The sequence below is a fragment of the Acidithiobacillus sp. HP-2 genome, from assembly GCF_015100155.1.
Taxonomy (GTDB): domain Bacteria; phylum Pseudomonadota; class Gammaproteobacteria; order Acidithiobacillales; family Acidithiobacillaceae; genus Acidithiobacillus.
This window is the reverse complement of the sequence record NZ_JACKZA010000002.1, coordinates 114,017-128,920: the sequence shown is the minus strand read 5'-3', so window position 1 is coordinate 128,920 and position 14,904 is coordinate 114,017. Positions and strand designations below refer to the sequence as shown.

At 53.2% G+C, this 14,904-nt stretch carries 16 protein-coding genes and 1 tRNA gene; 11 read left to right on the top strand and 6 right to left on the bottom strand.

The window, feature by feature from the left end:
* The first annotated feature begins 95 nt into the window (after positions 1-95).
* From tadA to pssA, 9 genes are all read left to right on the top strand, one after another.
* Positions 96-590: a tRNA adenosine(34) deaminase TadA gene (tadA, locus tag H7F11_RS02080; RefSeq protein WP_193649599.1), complete on the top strand. Its 495-nt coding sequence runs from the start codon at positions 96-98 to the stop codon at positions 588-590.
* A complete protein-coding gene (locus H7F11_RS02075) occupies positions 587-1,018 on the top strand; it encodes a secondary thiamine-phosphate synthase enzyme YjbQ (RefSeq protein ID WP_193649600.1) in 432 nt (143 codons plus the stop codon). Before tadA ends, H7F11_RS02075 begins: the two co-directional genes overlap by 4 nt.
* A complete protein-coding gene (locus tag H7F11_RS02070) occupies positions 1,019-1,444 on the top strand; it encodes a hypothetical protein (protein ID WP_193649601.1) in 426 nt (141 codons plus the stop codon).
* A gap of 63 nt (positions 1,445-1,507) precedes the next feature.
* A complete protein-coding gene (locus tag H7F11_RS02065) occupies positions 1,508-3,049 on the top strand; it encodes an endonuclease MutS2 (RefSeq protein ID WP_193649602.1) in 1,542 nt (513 codons plus the stop codon).
* Between the two features lie 110 nt (positions 3,050-3,159).
* Positions 3,160-4,905: a biosynthetic-type acetolactate synthase large subunit gene (gene ilvB / locus H7F11_RS02060; RefSeq protein WP_193649603.1), complete on the top strand. Its 1,746-nt coding sequence runs from the start codon at positions 3,160-3,162 to the stop codon at positions 4,903-4,905.
* Between the two features lie 2 nt (positions 4,906-4,907).
* A complete protein-coding gene (ilvN, locus tag H7F11_RS02055; protein WP_075323110.1) occupies positions 4,908-5,393 on the top strand; it encodes an acetolactate synthase small subunit in 486 nt (161 codons plus the stop codon).
* 45 nt (positions 5,394-5,438) lie between these two features.
* A complete protein-coding gene (gene ilvC, locus H7F11_RS02050) occupies positions 5,439-6,455 on the top strand; it encodes a ketol-acid reductoisomerase (protein ID WP_193649604.1) in 1,017 nt (338 codons plus the stop codon).
* Between the two features lie 101 nt (positions 6,456-6,556).
* A complete protein-coding gene (locus tag H7F11_RS02045) occupies positions 6,557-7,228 on the top strand; it encodes a phosphatidylserine decarboxylase (RefSeq protein ID WP_075323108.1) in 672 nt (223 codons plus the stop codon).
* A complete protein-coding gene (gene pssA, locus H7F11_RS02040) occupies positions 7,225-7,977 on the top strand; it encodes a CDP-diacylglycerol--serine O-phosphatidyltransferase (RefSeq protein WP_193649605.1) in 753 nt (250 codons plus the stop codon). The genes H7F11_RS02045 and pssA overlap by 4 nt, the downstream gene beginning before the upstream one ends.
* An 847-nt stretch (positions 7,978-8,824) precedes the next feature.
* Here pssA and H7F11_RS02035 read toward each other — a convergent pair.
* The 3 genes from H7F11_RS02035 to H7F11_RS02025 all read right to left on the bottom strand — a co-directional run bounded on the left by H7F11_RS02035 (position 8,825) and on the right by H7F11_RS02025 (position 9,746).
* A complete protein-coding gene (locus tag H7F11_RS02035) occupies positions 8,825-9,163 on the bottom strand; it encodes a type II toxin-antitoxin system PemK/MazF family toxin (RefSeq protein ID WP_193649606.1) in 339 nt (112 codons plus the stop codon).
* Complete coding sequence (locus H7F11_RS02030) at positions 9,163-9,417, bottom strand: AbrB/MazE/SpoVT family DNA-binding domain-containing protein (protein WP_193649607.1); 255 nt, start codon at positions 9,415-9,417, stop codon at positions 9,163-9,165. The genes H7F11_RS02035 and H7F11_RS02030 overlap by 1 nt, the downstream gene beginning before the upstream one ends.
* A gap of 252 nt (positions 9,418-9,669) precedes the next feature.
* Positions 9,670-9,746 (bottom strand) — tRNA-Arg (locus H7F11_RS02025).
* Positions 9,747-9,859: 113 nt separating this feature from the next.
* Between H7F11_RS02025 and uvrB the strand changes: the two genes are divergently transcribed.
* The gene (uvrB, locus tag H7F11_RS02020; RefSeq protein ID WP_193649608.1) at positions 9,860-11,887 is read left to right on the top strand and encodes an excinuclease ABC subunit UvrB; all 2,028 of its coding nucleotides are present in this window, start codon (positions 9,860-9,862) and stop codon (positions 11,885-11,887) included.
* 243 nt (positions 11,888-12,130) lie between these two features.
* Here uvrB and H7F11_RS02015 read toward each other — a convergent pair whose 3' ends face one another.
* Genes H7F11_RS02015 through H7F11_RS02005 form a run of 3 tightly spaced genes read right to left on the bottom strand, consistent with a single transcriptional unit; the run spans position 12,131 to position 13,458 of the window.
* Positions 12,131-12,610, bottom strand: a complete 480-nt coding sequence (locus H7F11_RS02015; protein ID WP_193649609.1) for a VOC family protein — start codon at positions 12,608-12,610, stop codon at positions 12,131-12,133.
* A gap of 4 nt (positions 12,611-12,614) precedes the next feature.
* Complete coding sequence (locus H7F11_RS02010) at positions 12,615-13,106, bottom strand: arsenate reductase ArsC (protein ID WP_193649610.1); 492 nt, start codon at positions 13,104-13,106, stop codon at positions 12,615-12,617.
* Positions 13,093-13,458 (bottom strand): ArsR/SmtB family transcription factor, encoded by a 366-nt coding sequence (locus tag H7F11_RS02005; protein ID WP_193649611.1) that lies wholly within the window; start codon positions 13,456-13,458, stop codon positions 13,093-13,095. The genes H7F11_RS02010 and H7F11_RS02005 overlap by 14 nt, the downstream gene beginning before the upstream one ends.
* A 92-nt stretch (positions 13,459-13,550) precedes the next feature.
* Between H7F11_RS02005 and H7F11_RS02000 the strand changes: the two genes are divergently transcribed.
* The gene (locus H7F11_RS02000) at positions 13,551-14,858 is read left to right on the top strand and encodes an arsenic transporter (RefSeq protein WP_193649612.1); all 1,308 of its coding nucleotides are present in this window, start codon (positions 13,551-13,553) and stop codon (positions 14,856-14,858) included.
* Positions 14,859-14,904 lie beyond the last annotated feature (46 nt).

Genomic DNA, 14,904 nt, shown 5'->3' with positions numbered 1-14,904 from the left:
AGCAGCATTCCGGATTCTGTCAAGGCGCGAGGCTGCAATAATTGCTCTTGTAGTGTCTGGTGCTGCGATAAATCCGGCAAATAGCAGGAACCTTGATGATGGCCGAGCAACAAATATCGGATATACACTGGATGAGTATGGCTCTGGATCTGGCGGCGCAGTCAGCTGCTGTCGGAGAGGTGCCGGTCGGTGCAGTTTTGGTAAATCATGACGGAGCATTCATGGCTGGAGCCCACAACGCACCCATTGCCGAACACGATCCCAGCGCGCATGCAGAAATACGGGTATTGCGTGCAGCAGCACGTCTGGCTGAAAATTATCGACTGACAGGATCCACGCTCTATGTCACTTTGGAGCCCTGTGTCATGTGTGTAGGAGCCATGCTCCATGCCCGGGTCAGCCGGGTGGTTTATGGAGCAGCTGATCCCAAGGCGGGAGCTGTGGAAAGTCTTTATCATTTACTGGACGATTCGCGTTTTAATCATCGTATTCAGGCGGAAGGTGGTTTGCTGGCAGCACAGTCAGGAACCCTGTTGAGGGATTTTTTTCGGGTGCGGCGCGCCCAACAAAGAGGTAGAGGTAAAGCATGAAGCATTTCAGTGCCGAGTGGAAAATTCAACACGGTGGCCGGGGGCTGCATGAGCTGACGGAAAAGCTCCAGGATTGGTTGCAGACCATAGGTGCCCGGGAGGGGCTGGTGAATGTGTTTGTTCCCCATACTTCAGCCAGTCTGATTGTTCAGGAGAATGCCGATCCGGACGTGCTGCGCGATATTCTCGGTTATTTTGCCCGGCTGGTGCCCGATGATGATCCCCATTTTTTTCATCGCAATGAAGGACCGGATGATATGTCCGCGCATTTGCGTTGTGTACTGACCCAAAATAGCCTGGTCATACCGGTCAGGGAAGGCCGCGCAGCCCTGGGGGTCTGGCAGGGCGTTTTTTTATTTGAACATCGCACCCGCCCCCTGACCCGGCAGGTATTGCTCAGTTTTCAGGGCGCAACAGGAGAATTGTGAATGTCCGGATTTACAGATGTTTATCGGGGAATGCTGTGGGGTATCAAGGACTGGTCAAGATGGGATACTTTTGTGGAAACCCTGGAGGCCCAGGCCGATAATGGTTGGTACGTATATTTTGTCGGGGTGGATTATCCTGAACAGCCGGTGAATGCTGAAGTGTTCCGGCAGCGGCTGGCGGCCATCAGTGCCTTGTTGCATCAGGATCATCGCGAAAAATACCTGGGCATTGTCTATGTGGATGATTTTGACCATCCACAACTCGTTAAAGTATACGATCCCAACAATCTCGGCGCATCCTGTGGCAGCAGTGGCAAACTAGTTCCTCCCGGCTGGATTTTGTCGCGCATGGCACCTGATGATCTCGGATCTTTTGTCGTCCCGGAGGGCCGCAAACGCTGGTGGCGAGAATTGACCCAAGCTTAAGCGGATTGGTATTAGACGGTAGCCTTTTGTACTCTTGATAAAATTCCAAACTGAGGAGAACCCATGGAAGCCGACCTGAAACCCCTGGAATTCGAGGGTATTCGCCGATTACTGGAAAAATTGTGTGCGACACCTTTTGGCGCCGATGCGGCCCGTAATTTGGGACCCGCCCCCAGTGTCGGTGTCGCCCGGCAGTTGCAGGATGCCATTACGGCGGCGCGCTTTGGTCTGGAGTCCGGGGAAGGGCCTGTGGTTCCGGAATTGCCTGATATTCGTGCTGCTATCCGCCAGGTTGCCAGTCCCGGTGCAGCACTGGCAGGAACCGCTTTCCGCAACCTGGCTCTGGTGTTGCGCGTGGGTAAGGAATTACGCCCTTTTGCTGAAAAGCGACCTGCCTTGTTGCCGACCGGGCCGGAACGTCTGGATGCAGCCGCCGATCTCCTTCCTAAAATTGACGCCGTGTTAATGCCCAACGGCAGCGTTCGTGAAGATGGTAATGCCGCGCTGCGAAAATTACATGCCGAACTCAAGAGCGAACGCGATCAGATTCAGAAGTCCATGCAGTCGCACCTGGGCGCTCCGGGTGCCAAATTGCACTGGTCCGGGCAGCGTGCCTGCGTGCATCTGCCCGATGGCGCTACGGATCAGATTCGCGGCGTGCGGCGGGGCACTGGTCCTGGCGGCCATGGTTATCTGGTAGAGCCTATGGAACTGGTGGCCAGCAATAATCGGCTGGAGAAAATCGCTGGTAGTATCGAGCAGGAAAATCAGGCCATTCTGCGTGCGCTCAGTGATGAAGGCAGGGAACGGCTCAGTGGCCTGCAGCACTTGGTGGAATCTCTGACCTGGCTGGATCTGGCCATTGCCGGTGCGCAATTATCCATTCATTTACAGGCCAAGGCGGCAGAAATGGTGGATGAACCGGTATTGATTCTGGAAGAGGCCTATCACCCGCAACTGATCCTGGCCTACGCTGAAAAACGCGGCCCGCAACCCAAGCCGCTGACAGTACATATAAATGCCGATTGCCCGATTCTGGTGGTGACAGGGCCCAATACGGGGGGGAAAAGTGTTTCCCTGAAAACCGTGGGACTGCTGACAGTAATGGCCCATTGTGGTCTGCATGTTCCGGTGGCGGGGCGGGCTGTGGTCGGTAACTTCACCCGGATTTTTGTCGATATGGGCGATCCGCAAAGTGTGGCTTTTCAGCTTTCCACCTATTCCGGGCATGTGGAAGTGCTCAAACGTCTTCTTGCCGATGCCGATGACCATACCCTGATTTTACTGGATGAATTGGGTACCGGTACCGACCCGGAAGAGGGCGCTGCTTTGGCCATGGCGGTACTGGACCATCTGGCCGAACGGGGGGTGCGCGGCATGGTGACCACCCATTTGACCCCGCTCAAATCTTTTGCTGAAAGCCATGCCTGCCTGCGTAATGCCTCCATGCGTTTTGATCACGAGCGGCTGGAGCCTACCTACGAGCTGGAAATTGGTGTGCCTGGACGCTCGCTGGGACTGGTGATTGCCGCCAAGCGCGGCCTGCCGGAAAACCTGGTCGCCAAGGCCCGCGATTACATGGAAAACTTACATAAGCATTACTGATGGCGGGCTATAGATGGCGGGCAAACTACGCCAAGGCATTTTTATTTGACCTGCATGGGAAAACTGTCTAGTTTTTTGCGCTGATACTTTATTCCCTGAGGAGTACGACGATGACGTCCCCGACCACCACCCATGAGCGCCTGAGCCCAAAAACTGAATCCGAAACCTTGACCGGTGCCGAGATTGTAGTGCGCGCCCTGCGTGATGAAGGTGTGGAATTCGTTTTTGGTTATCCCGGCGGTGCGGTTCTCTACATTTATGATGCCCTGGATAAGCAGGAAGCCGTGCAGCATGTGCTGGTACGTCATGAGCAGGCGGCTGTGCATGCTGCCGATGCCTATTCCCGGGTGACCGGCAAGGTGGGTGTGGCGCTGGTGACCAGTGGTCCGGGTGCCACCAACGCTGTTACCGGCATCGCCACGGCCTATATGGACTCCGTCCCTCTGGTGGTGATCAGTGGACAGGTTCCCGTTGCGCTGATTGGCAATGATGCCTTTCAGGAAGTGGATACGGTGGGGATTACCCGACCTTGCACCAAGCATAATTTTCTCGTCAAGGACATCAAGGATCTGGCCAGCACTCTGAAGACCGCTTTTTATCTGGCGGCAACCGGCAGACCCGGCCCGGTACTGGTGGACATTCCCAAGGATGTGACCGGTCATCAGTGTGCCTACCACTATCCTGACAAGATTTCCTTGCGTTCCTACAAGCCGACAATCAAGGGACATCCGGGGCAGGTGCGCAAGGCCATGCAGATGATTGCCAGTGCCCAGCGTCCAATGTTTTACACCGGTGGTGGCATTGTGTTGGGTAATGCTTCTGAAGAGCTCCGCAAGCTGGTCCGGAGCCTGAATGTGCCCATTACCCATACCCTGATGGGCCTGGGCGCTTACCCCGCTTCTGACCCCCAGTTTGTGGGGATGTTGGGCATGCATGGCACTTATGAAGCCAACATGGCAGTGCAGCATTGTGATGTGCTGGTGGCGCTGGGAGCACGCTTTGATGACCGGGTTACCGGTAATCTCGCCAAGTTCGCGCCGCATGCCAAAATTGTGCATGTGGATGTGGATCCTTCCTCCATTTCCAAAAATGTCCGGGTGGATGTGCCGATTGTTGGTGATCTCCAGCAGGTCCTGACAGAAATGAATCAGGTGCTTGGTGAATTGGATGCGCTGAACGACCCCCATGCCATGCAGGCCTGGTGGGCGCAGATTGCGGAATGGCGCAAGCGCGATTGTCTCCATTACCAGCAGGATGATCAGATCATCAAGCCGCAGTTTGTGGTACAAAAACTGTTTGAACTGACTGGCGGAGATGCCATTGTGACTTCTGATGTGGGACAGCATCAGATGTGGGCTGCCCAGTTTTATGGTTTTGATAAACCCCGTCGCTGGGTGAACAGTGGTGGTTTGGGGACGATGGGTTTTGGCTTGCCTGCAGCCATGGGTGCGCAGGTGGCTGAGCCGGATGCTACGGTGGTCTGTATTACAGGTGATGGCAGTATCCAGATGAATATTCAGGAATTATCTACCTGTCAGCAATACAAGTTGCCCCTCAAGGTGGCCTGCCTGAATAATCATTATCTCGGTATGGTCCGCCAGTGGCAGGAGTTCTTTTATGAAGATCGTTATGCCATGAGCTATGTGGATGCCTTGCCGAATTTCGTGAAGCTGGCTGAAGCCTATGGGCATATTGGTTTGCGTGCGGATACTCCCGCTGACGTCGAGCCAGTCATCCGCGAAGCCTTACGTCTCAAGGATCGTATGGTATTCATGGATTTCCGCGTGGATGCCAAGGAGAATGTTTATCCCATGGTGCCTGTCGGTGCGGGACTTTCTGATATGATCCTGGTGTAAGCATGCGCCATATCATTTCTATTTTATTGGAAAACGAAGCGGGTGCCTTGTCGCGGGTGGCGGGTTTATTTTCGGCGCGGGGTTATAACATTGAAGCCATGACGGTAGCGCCAACCCATGATGCCAGCATCTCGCGCATGACTGTGGCCACCAGCGGTTCCGAAGAAATCATGGAGCAGGTACTCAAACAGTTGAACAAGCTGGTTGAAGTGATTCGCGTGCATGATCTCAGTGAGGGACCACACATTGAACGCGAACTGATGCTGATCAAGGTTCACGCTGTCGGCCCTGATCGCGAAGAGGTGAAGCGGCTTTCGGATATTTTCCGGGGGCGGATCATTGATGTCACCGATCGCTCTTACACCATTGAACTCACGGGTCCTGGTGACAAATTGGATGCCTTTATTCATGCGCTGGACCCGGGTATGGTCATTGAGGTGGTGCGCAGTGGCGCCAGCGCCATCAGCCGTGGGGCCAAGGCTATCTGATTTTCCTGATTATTATTCATTTTTTGTACATACGCAGAGGTTTACATGAAAGTTTATTACGATAACGATGCTGATTTGGCCCTTATCCAGAAAAAGAAAGTGGCCATCATTGGTTACGGCTCACAAGGCCATGCCCATGCGCTGAATCTCAAGGATTCCGGGGTCTCCGTAGTGGTGGGTCTGCGTAAGGACTCCACTTCCTGGGACAAGGGCGTCAAGTCCGGTCTGGAAGTGAAAGAGGTCGGTGAAGCGGTGGCCAGCGCCGATGTGGTCATGATTCTGACGCCGGATGAAGGCCAGGCCGCTTTGTATCGCGATGAAATTGCGCCCAAAATCAAACAGGGTGCGGCACTGGTATTCGCACACGGCTTTAACGTGCATTTCGGTCAGATTCATCCCCGCGCCGATCTCGACTGCTTCCTGGTGGCACCCAAAGGTCCCGGCCATCTGGTCCGTTCCACTTACACCCAGGGAGGTGGGGTGCCCAGTCTGATTGCTGTGCATCAGGATGCCAGTGGCAACGCCACCAACATTGCTCTGGCTTATGCCAAGGCCAATGGCGGTACCCGCGCTGGTGTCATCGAAACGTCCTTCCGTGAAGAAACCGAAACCGATTTGTTTGGTGAGCAGGCGGTACTCTGCGGCGGCGCCACGGCCCTGGTACAGGCCGGTTTTGAAACGCTGGTCGAAGCAGGATATGCGCCGGAAATGGCCTATTTTGAGTGTATGCACGAGCTGAAGCTGATTGTCGATCTGATGTACGAGGGGGGTATTGCCAACATGCGTTACTCCATCTCCAACACGGCAGAATATGGCGACCTCACCCGTGGCCCGCGTGTGGTGAATGCTGACACCAAGGCCGAGATGAAGAAAATCCTCACCGAAATCCAGACGGGCCAGTTCGCCAGGGAATTCATTCTGGAAAATCAGGCTGGCAAGGCGACCATGCAGGCCATGCGCCGGATAGGTGCTGAGCATCCTATTGAAGTGGTGGGCAACAAGCTGCGTTCCATGATGACCTGGATTGGTCAGAACCGGATTGTGGACCGTTCACGCAACTAAATTTGTTTGCACTTTTGAAAAAGGGTGAATTCTCTTGGGCAATTCTTTTGCCTTGGGTGTTCGCCCTTTTCTCATGGCTCCGGTCCTGATACGCTCCGCCCATGAAAACTGACTATCCATATCCTGTTCTGGCGCGTGAAGGCTGGCCTTTTCTGCTCGCCTTTCTGATCATCGCCATTGTCTTGCAGATTTTTTTGACGGGTTGGTGGTTGCTCCTCCCGGCTATTTTTTATCTGTTGTTTTTGTTCAGTCTGCAGTTTTTTCGGGACCCGCGTCGGCCGTTACCGGATTTGTCCTCCCGGTCTGTCCTTTGTCCGGCGGATGGTCGGGTGATTGCCATTGAGCAGGTCGATGATCCTTACCTGTCGCGGCCAGCGCTTAAGATCAGTATTTTTATGAATGTGTTTGATGTACACGTCAATCGCATGCCGGTCAGTGGACGTATACAAAATGTCTGGTATTTCCCGGGCAGATTTTTTAATGCCGCCCTGGACAAGGCCTCACTGGAAAATGAACGGAATGCGATTTGGGTGAAAACTCCCGGGGGGCATGATGTCACCGTGGTGCAGGTAGCGGGCCTGGTGGCCCGGCGCATTGTCTGCTATGTCCATAACGATCATGACGTGGCCACCGGTCAGCGTTTTGGTTTTATTCGTTTCGGGTCGCGGGTAGATACCTATTTACCACTGGATACGGAAGTTCAGGTGCGGATTGGTGAGAGGGTGCGGTCCGGCGCGCAGTGTCTGGCTACTTTGCCTGGGTCCATAACATGAATCCCCGGTATCCCCGGCGGGGCGTTTATGTACTCCCCAATTTGTTTACGACAGCCAGTCTTTTTGCCGGTTTTTATTCCATTGTTGCGTCTATTCATGGCCATTATCGTACCGCCGCAATCGTCATATTCATTGCCATGATTCTGGACGGTCTTGACGGCAGGGTTGCCCGGATGACCCACACGGAAAGTGCTTTTGGTGCAGAATATGATTCACTGGCCGATGTCATCGCCTTTGGATTGGCTCCAGCTATTCTGGTGCTGCTTTGGGGGCTTCAGAATTTCGGCAAATTCGGCTGGTTGGGTGCTTTTGTTTATACGGCTTGTGGGGCCTTGCGTCTGGCGCGTTTCAATACCCAGGTGCACAGTGCTTCAAAACGCTACTTTCAGGGCTTGCCAATCCCCACTGCGGCAGCCGTTCTGGCCAGTCTGGTCTGGGTGGCCGTTGGCGAGGGGTATCCCTGGCTGACTCAGATCAGTGAATATATCGCCTTGGGATTGGTCTATGTTCTGGGGCTGCTGATGGTCAGTAACGTCCGTTTTCGCAGTTTCAAGGACTTTGACCTGCACGGGCGTGTTCCTTTTGCTTTGGCTATTATTGTCGTTTTGGTTGTCGCCCTGATCGCCGTGCATCCTCCTCTGGTTCTCTTCTTTGCCGGGATTATATACGTAGCAGTGGGTTTGGTGCTGACCCTTTGGCAAATCCGCAGCCGGCGCATGAACAGACGCCGTGGGAGTCATTCGTCTTGAGCTGATTTTTATGGTGCGCCTGAAGGGACTCGAACCCCTGACCTACAGCCCTCTCCCGGCACATGATATTACCCGGACATTTGCATCCAAACCATGACTGCACACGGTGATGTTGTTTGAGAGTGACGCGGTTCAATCTGGTCATGGAGTGTCCTTTGATACGAGCTTATCGATTTCCTGCGCCGAGGCCTGCAGGCGCTCAATCTGCCGGGTTTTATCTACCAGCGCGGTGCGTAAGCGTTCAAGGTCGGCGTTGAGTGATTGAGTGAGGCATTCCTGCAATCCTGATTATTAATCAGGCCGTTAAATACCCGACATGGCATGGCGGGCAGAAGGATGGCGAAAATAGCTGTGAGAGCACACAGAAAATGCGGACCGCACAATAGTCCATTCGCTTTTGTTCACATTCAAACGCGCTTTAAGGCGCATCGCTATGCCGGTTATTGCAGGAAACACCTGCCTGGTGCCTCCTGCTCCAGGTCGTGTGCACCTGGCCGTTATGTTGATACGGGACACCGGGGTTGCACCTTAAGACGGCAGGTATGGCTCAAACACCAAGGCCTGCGCCGCTTAGCCCATCGTCACTGGCATCAGAGCATCCCTTGGGGGAACTGGAAAAAATGGGGAAGAATGGGGCTGCACGATACACGACTGCTCTAATTCATGATGACGTTGAGAATGATGGTCACAGGAGAAAAAGTGGAATACGCGCAATTCAAAATAGGGGAATCCTTTCCTGAATATGCGGCTACTTCAGTAAACGAGAGTGAATCATTTCGGTGGCTGGCGTCACTGATCCGTTTTCCATCGTTTTTCGGCGGGTTGTACGGTGAGTCTACTCATTTTGTCATTCCAAAATGGCCTGTATCTTGGTTATCACTTCGTTGACTATGGACTCTGGGACCATCTCGACAAATTTTCCGTCCCTTGCCATAAGATCAACGGTGCGGGATTGGTTACTCATCACTATTCCCTGTGTTTTAGTTCCAGACCCCATCAAAGAGACTGCAAAGCCCGCGAATCGAGCTTGATTGCCACCTTGAGTGATAGGGCAGACCCAAACCAGGCCAGAGCGATTGAAGGCTTCTCTCGATACGATCAGCACGGGACGATGACCTTGCTGTTCACGGACTGATGTCGGGCTGAGGTTTGCCTGCCAAATCTCCCCTCGCCGTGGCCACCGCATCAAATTTCTTCGATTCCTGCTGACGGCGCATCTATCCACTCGCGCTCTTCGGCGCTTATGGGCTGAGTAAAGTCACATTGAGATAGCAATTCGTCCAGGGTGTAACGCTTTTGTGTTGGTCGTGCTACCAGTGCGCCGTTTTCAATATTCAATGAGACGGCTTGACCCTCGCCGACGCCCCAACTCCGTATGGTCGTGGCAGGTATGCGTAGAGCCATGCTGTGCCCCCACTTCTGAATTTTGGTCTGATTCATGCTCGTGCTCCCATGCTCTATGAATAAACATAGTAGATTCAAATTGACTTTGACGCAGTCCAAGATCGGCCCTTAAATTTCACTAGATCTTCGGATGCAGGGAATTTTCTTCGGGTGCGCCGATTCCGTTTCAGGTTAAGGAATCATCCGCAGCGGCCGCCTAATGTTTTGCAAAAGGGGACCATAGGGGGACAAAAAACACGAAACTGCACAAACAGGAAGCTATATATTTTCATAACAAATTGATTTTTATGGTGCGCCTGAAGGGACTCGAACCCATGACCTACGGCTTAGAAGGCCGTTGCTCTATCCAGTTGAGCTACAGGCGCATGAACAAACAACAGATGTTTGTACAAGCCGCATATTGTAAAGTAGGCATCGTGATCAGGGAAGGGCGCCGATCTGCCGTTTATTAACCAAAATGTAACCCGTGGAGTGGCCAATGGACAAAAGCCTTATTCTGGAAAGCCGCTTTTCGCCCCAGGGCGATCAGCCGGAGGCGATTCGTCAGCTGGTCCAGGGGCTGACGGATGGAGAATTTTTCCAGACTCTCCTGGGGGTGACCGGTTCCGGGAAGACTTTTACGGTTGCCAATGTGATTGCCACGACCCAGCGGCCGGCCATTATCATGGCCCCCAACAAGACACTGGCGGCGCAGCTCTATGCGGAAATGCGCAGCTTTTTTCCGCATAACGCCGTCGAGTATTTTGTCAGTTATTACGATTATTATCAGCCGGAGGCCTATGTCCCGTCTTCGGACACGTTTATTGAAAAAGATGCTTCCATTAATGACCATATTGAGCAGATGCGCCTTTCCGCGACGAAAGCTCTGCTCGAAAGGCCCGACGTCATTATTGTGGCGACGGTCTCGGCCATATACGGACTGGGTGATCCCGCTTCTTACCATGGCATGATTTTGCATTTGCGCGAATCCGATTTCATGGATCAGCGTGCGATTCTTCAGCGGCTGGCAGAAATGCAGTACACCCGTAACCAATTGGAACTGAAACGCGGTAACTTTCGGGTTAACGGTGATGTGATTGATATCTGGCCCGCAGAAAGTGAAGACGAAGCAGTGCGGGTGGAATTATTCGGGGAGGAAATTGAACGGGTTTCGCTTTTTGATCCGCTCACGGGGAAAACCATTGTGCGTTTGCCGCGCTATACCATTTATCCCAAAAGCCATTATGTGACCCCCCGGGAGAAAATTCTGGAAGCGCTGGACAGTATCAAAGATGAATTGCGGCAGCGTCTTGAAGATCTCCGCAAGGCCAACAAACTGGTAGAAGCCCAACGTCTGGAGCAACGTACCCGTTTTGATCTGGAAATGATGGCAGAGTTGGGATACTGCTCGGGTATTGAAAACTATTCCCGTTATTTATCGGGAAGAAGCGCCGGGCAGGCACCGCCTACCTTGATGGATTACCTGCCACCCAATGCTTTACTGTTTATTGATGAATCTCACGTCACCGTGCCCCAGTTCGGGGGGATGTACAAGGGGGATCGCTCCCGCAAGGAAACCCTTGTGGAATATGGCTTCCGCCTGCCTTCTGCGCTGGATAATAGACCCCTGATGTTTCCTGAGTTTGAAGCACTCATGCCCCAGACCATCATGATTTCTGCAACTCCCGGACCCTATGAAATGGAGCACTCCGGGCAGATTGTCGAGCAGGTGGTGCGGCCTACCGGATTAGTGGACCCGCTCGTGGAGGTACGCCCGGCAAAAGGCCAGGTCGATGACTTGATCAGTGAAATCCATGTAGTCATCCGCAGTGGCTGGCGCATTCTGGTTACCACCCTGACCAAGCGTATGGCAGAAGACTTGACCGACTATCTGCACGACTTGGGTATCAAATGCCGCTATTTGCATTCAGATATTGAAACAGTTGAACGGGTGGAAATTATTCGGGATTTACGCGCAGGCGTTTTTGATGTGCTGATTGGCATTAACCTGCTGCGTGAGGGGCTGGATATGCCCGAAGTGGCGTTAGTGGCGATTCTGGATGCAGACAAGGAAGGCTTTCTGCGCTCGGAGCGCTCGTTGATTCAGACCATTGGCCGCGCAGCCCGGAATTTGCACGGTCGAGCGGTCTTGTATGCGGATCAGATCACCAAATCCATGACGGCGGCCATGGCAGAGACAGATCGCCGCCGCGAAAAGCAGGTGCATTTTAATGATCTCCACCATATTACCCCCAAAGGCATTGTGAAGCCGGTAGCTGATATTATTGAGGGCGTGTATCGACGTAACGCCCAACCTGCAGCGAAGGTGGCAGAGAAAAACAGCACTTATCGCCTGCTCAATGATCCGAAAGCAGTTGCCAAAAAAATCAAGGAGCTGGAAGAGGAAATGTTCCGCCATGCACGCAATCTGGAATTTGAACAGGCGGCAGCATTACGGGATGAAATTAAAAAACTGGAAACCCGTCTTCTGGGTACCGATCTGGAAGTGTCTTTGTTAGAAGACTAATACCAGACCGGTTAGATCATTCATCCAAAAAACGGCAGTTGCCGTGGGTGCTTTTTGCTCCGTTGTTCCTCGCCTGTTGTTCCAGGGCTCATCCTGCTGTCAGGAGAGAACTCGCCCTTTGGGCTCAGACAGCTCTCCTGACGGGCGCATGATTTCGCCAGGAACAACAACGGCTCAAAACAAAAGTCGCAGCAAAGCACCCACGGCAACTTCCGTTTTTAGATTTATGATAAATCAGGCGTTTTATTTCGGTTTAGTGCCTGGCACCAGGAAAAAAGGCTCCTGATCAGCAGGCATTTCTGCCAGTTCCGCATCAGTCAGGCGGGCGTACACTTCAATGTTGTAGCCCGTGGGATCCCGCAGCCAAAGTTCATGTAGAGGCATTCCGCGCCAGGTAGTGCGGGGTGGCTTAACAATTTCAGCACCCGCCGCCATGGCGCGATGATAGCTTTCGATGACTGCCGCCCGGTCTTTCACACCCAGCCCCACATGATAAAGACTATAAGTATCCAGCGCTTCTCCCCGGTCATTCACCAGAATAACGAGATTCAGGCACAAATGCGGGACGATGAATGTGCTGAAGCGTGCCGTGCTTTGCTTGGGCGCGACCCCCAGAAAGTGCTCGTAAAAACGGGTGCTTTCAGCCAGGTCGCTGACCCGGAAACTGAGATGAAATTCCTGGGCAGCAGGAATCATCACTGGGTTCTGATTGGCTGTATCCATGTACTCAGGGCTCCATGGTGCCAATGCGATTCAGTTCCTGCCTTAACTGAGTGGGATCTTTTTCGAGCCATTCAGCAACAGGCAATTTCAGCAAGGCTTCAATGCGGTGCCGGAGAATACGGTATGCCGTTTGAAAAGCCGCATCAATTTCTGCCTCGCTGCCGGTGGCCTTGGCCGGATCTTCCACCCCCCAATGTGCGCGGATGGCAGGCCCGAGGTAGGCGGGGCAGGCCTCGCCAGCAGCACTGGCACAAACAGTAATGACAATGTCCGGCGTGGTTTTCAGTTCATCCCAGGATTTGCTGCTCAGACCTTCTGTGGCGAACCCCTCCTGCTGGAGAAGCTGTATCGAACGCGGATGAACATAACCCGCAGGATGGCTTCCGGCACTGGTTGCGTGTAGACGTGAATCGGCCAGTCCGTTCATGGTGACTTCTGCAAGAATGGAACGACAGGAATTTCCGGTGCAAAGGAACAGGATTTCAGGAGTTTTCATTCAGTATTTCCTCGTCAAGTGGCAGATCTGCAGGTTGGGGTAAAGAACAATTCCGGGTACCACGACAGCAATTTTCTGTCAGATAGGCGACTAATGCCCGAACTACGCTCATGTCAGCCCGATAGCGTTGATAACGACCCTCGCGTTGCACCGTAACCAGACCGGCATGTTGAAGGCTTTTCAAATGAAAGGAGATACCATTGTGGGGTTGGTCCAGATGTTCGGCAATATCACCGGAAACCAGTCCTGTGGGCTCCTGTTCAACGAGCAGGCGAAAAATTTCCAGGCGCACGGGAGAGGCTAGCGACTCCAGTTGCTGAACAATGTTTTCCGTTTCTTTTGAAATTTCCATCATTCTATCCACGAACATTTCTTGTAGTATTGACAAGTATCAACGCCTCGTCAAGACTAACGTCACTTTCCAATTGTCTGGAGTATAGCCCCATGCTGGCCGTAGTCATTTTTCTCGTCACCCTGATTTTGGTCATCTGGCAACCCAAAGGCCTGAGCATAGGCTGGAGCGCCATGGGCGGGGCGGTCGTTGCCCTGGCAACGGGCGTCATTACCTGGAGCGATATTCCTATTGTCTGGCATATTGTCTGGGATGCCACCTTTACCTTTGTAGCCCTGATTATCATTTCCCTGATTCTGGACGAGGCCGGATTTTTCCACTGGGCAGCCCTGCATGTGGCGCGTTGGGGCGGGGGACGCGGTCGCTTGCTCTTTGTACTGATTGTCTTGTTGGGTGCCTGTATTGCTGCGGTTTTTGCCAATGATGGCGCCGCTCTTTTGTTGACGCCCATTGTGATGGCCATTTTGCTCCGTCTGGATTTTTCTCCCACAGCGACTTTTGCTTTTATTATTGCTACTGGCTTTGTCGCCGATACCACCAGCTTACCGCTGATGATTTCCAACCTGGTGAACATTGTCAGCGCCAACTACTTTAATATTACCTTTTCACAATATGCGATCGTCATGGTGCCCGTTGATATAGTGGCATTGCTTTCCACTCTGGCGGTTCTCTGGCTGTATTTCCGGCGTAGTGTGCCGGGCAGCTATCCTACGGCGCATTTGCCGGATCCGGCGACGGTCATTAAAGATCATCTGGTATTTCGTGCCAGTTTTCCGGTGCTTATCTTATTGTTGGTAGCCTATTTTGTGACGGCGCACTGGAATGTACCCGTGTCGGTAGTCACCGGAACCGGGGCCTTGATCATGTTGGCTTTGGCTGGTCGCTGGTTGCAGGGGGGGCGCGATGCACAAATTCCGGTGCGCAAGGTGCTGCGCGGCGCTCCCTGGGCCATTGTGGTGTTCAGTCTGGGCATGTACCTGGTGGTTTATGGTTTACGCAATGCCGGACTGACCCATTATGTCACCATAGCGCTCCATGATTTTGCCAGCCATGGCCCCGTAGTGGCGGCTCTGGGCACCGGCTTCATGGCCGCACTGCTGTCTTCCATCATGAACAATATGCCTGCAGTGCTGGTGGGTGCGCTGGCTATTCATCATCTCCCGGTCACAGCAGATCCCATGCTCCGGGAGATAATGATTTATGCCAACATCATCGGTTGCGATCTGGGGCCGAAGTTTACCCCCATCGGCAGTCTGGCTACCTTGCTCTGGTTGCATGTGCTCAGTCGTAAGGGCGTAACCGTAGGTTGGGGTCAATATATGAAAACCGGTCTGCTCATCACTCCACCCGTGTTGATTATGACCCTGTTGATGCTGGCCTGGTGGTTGCCCCTGGTCTAAGCCTCCGCGACTTGACGTTTGGGTCGCTATTTCCTAAAATTTATAC